The 1,343-nt window shown below is 63.7% G+C and carries 1 protein-coding gene; it reads left to right on the top strand.

Annotated features, from left to right (window positions below):
* Positions 1–104 precede the first annotated feature (104 nt).
* Positions 105–1,318, top strand: a protein-coding gene (locus NP3_RS45985; protein ID WP_373864846.1) for an IS3 family transposase whose coding sequence is annotated in 2 segments (ribosomal slippage) — positions 105–366 and positions 366–1,318 — 1,215 coding nt in all. Because the reading frame shifts where the segments join, the coding sequence is not laid out codon by codon here.
* Positions 1,319–1,343: the final 25 nt, after the last annotated feature.

Here is a 1,343-nt window from a genome sequence, read left to right as displayed (position 1 = left end):
GAATCCCCCCGGCATGTCCGGAGACTTCACCTTTTGGGAAGGATGGAGTCGTGTCGTCGTCGAGGAAGAAGTACCCGCCCGAGTTGCGGGAGCGGGCAGTGCGGATGTTTGTCGAGGTCCGTGATCAGCACGAGTCGGAGTGGGCCGCGATGCGGGCGATCGCCGAGCTGCTCGGGGTCGGGACACCGGAGACGATCCGCAAATGGGTGCGCCAGGGGCAGATCGACACGGGAACGCGTGCGGGCATCACGACTGGTGAGTCCGCGGAGCTGAAGCGGTTGCGGCGGGAGAACGCAGAACTCAAGCGTGCCAACGGAATTCTGAAAGCCGCGTCGGTTTTCTTCGCGGCCGAACTGGACCGGCCCGGACGCTGACCGTCAGGTTCATCAGCGAACACCAGGGTCGCCGCGACAACGGTGGCCTGCGATGGGGTGTCGAGTCGATCTGCGCCGCTCTCGACGAGCTCGGCGTGAAGATCGCCCCATCGACCTATTACGAACACCGCAATCGGACCCCGACCGAGCGGGAGAACCGGGACGAGGAACTGAAAGTGGAAATCACGCGGGTTCACCGCGAGAACTACGACGCCTACGGGGCCCGGAAAGTGTGGTTGCAACTGAACCGGGAAGGTATCGGTGTGGCCCGCTGCCGGGTGGAACGACTGATGCGCGGCCTCGGGTTGCGGGGTGCGGTGCGCGGCAGGGGCAAACGCACCACGATCGCGGATCCGGCCGCGGTGCGGCCGGCGGATCTGGTGCGGCGCAAGTTCTCCCCTGCGGCGCCGAATCGGTTGTGGGTAGCCGATTTCACCTACGTGTCGACGTGGTCGGGGTGGGTGTATGTCGCTTTCGTCGTCGACGCATACGCTCGCCGAATCATCGGCTGGCGCACCGGCACATCGATGACCACGGCACTGGTGCTCGACGCGATCGAGCATGCCATCTGGACCCGCAACCGTGAAGGCTGGGACGTGAAAGACGTTGTGCACCACAATGATAGGGGATCTCAATACACCTCGATTGCATTCACCGAACGACTCGCCGAGGCAGGGATCCAACCCTCGGTCGGGGCGGTCGGATCGAGCTATGACAACGCACTCGCCGAAACGATCAACGGGCTCTACAAGACCGAGTTGATCAAACCCCGCGCCCCGTGGCGCACAGTCGATCACGTCGAGTTGGCCACCGCCGAATGGGTCGATTGGTTCAACCACCGGCGCCTCTACCAATACTGCGGTGACATGCCGCCCGCCGAGATGGAGGCCGCCTACTACGCTCAACAATCAACCCAGCAATCCGCTGAGTTGTCACACCAGTAAGTCTCCGGACTCACCGGGGGGATTC

This window comes from Nocardia pseudovaccinii NBRC 100343, from assembly GCF_001613225.1.
GTDB classification, from domain to species: Bacteria; Actinomycetota; Actinomycetes; order Mycobacteriales; family Mycobacteriaceae; genus Nocardia; species Nocardia pseudovaccinii.
Note: the sequence above shows the minus strand (reverse complement) of the source record. Positions and strands in the feature narration are given on the sequence as shown.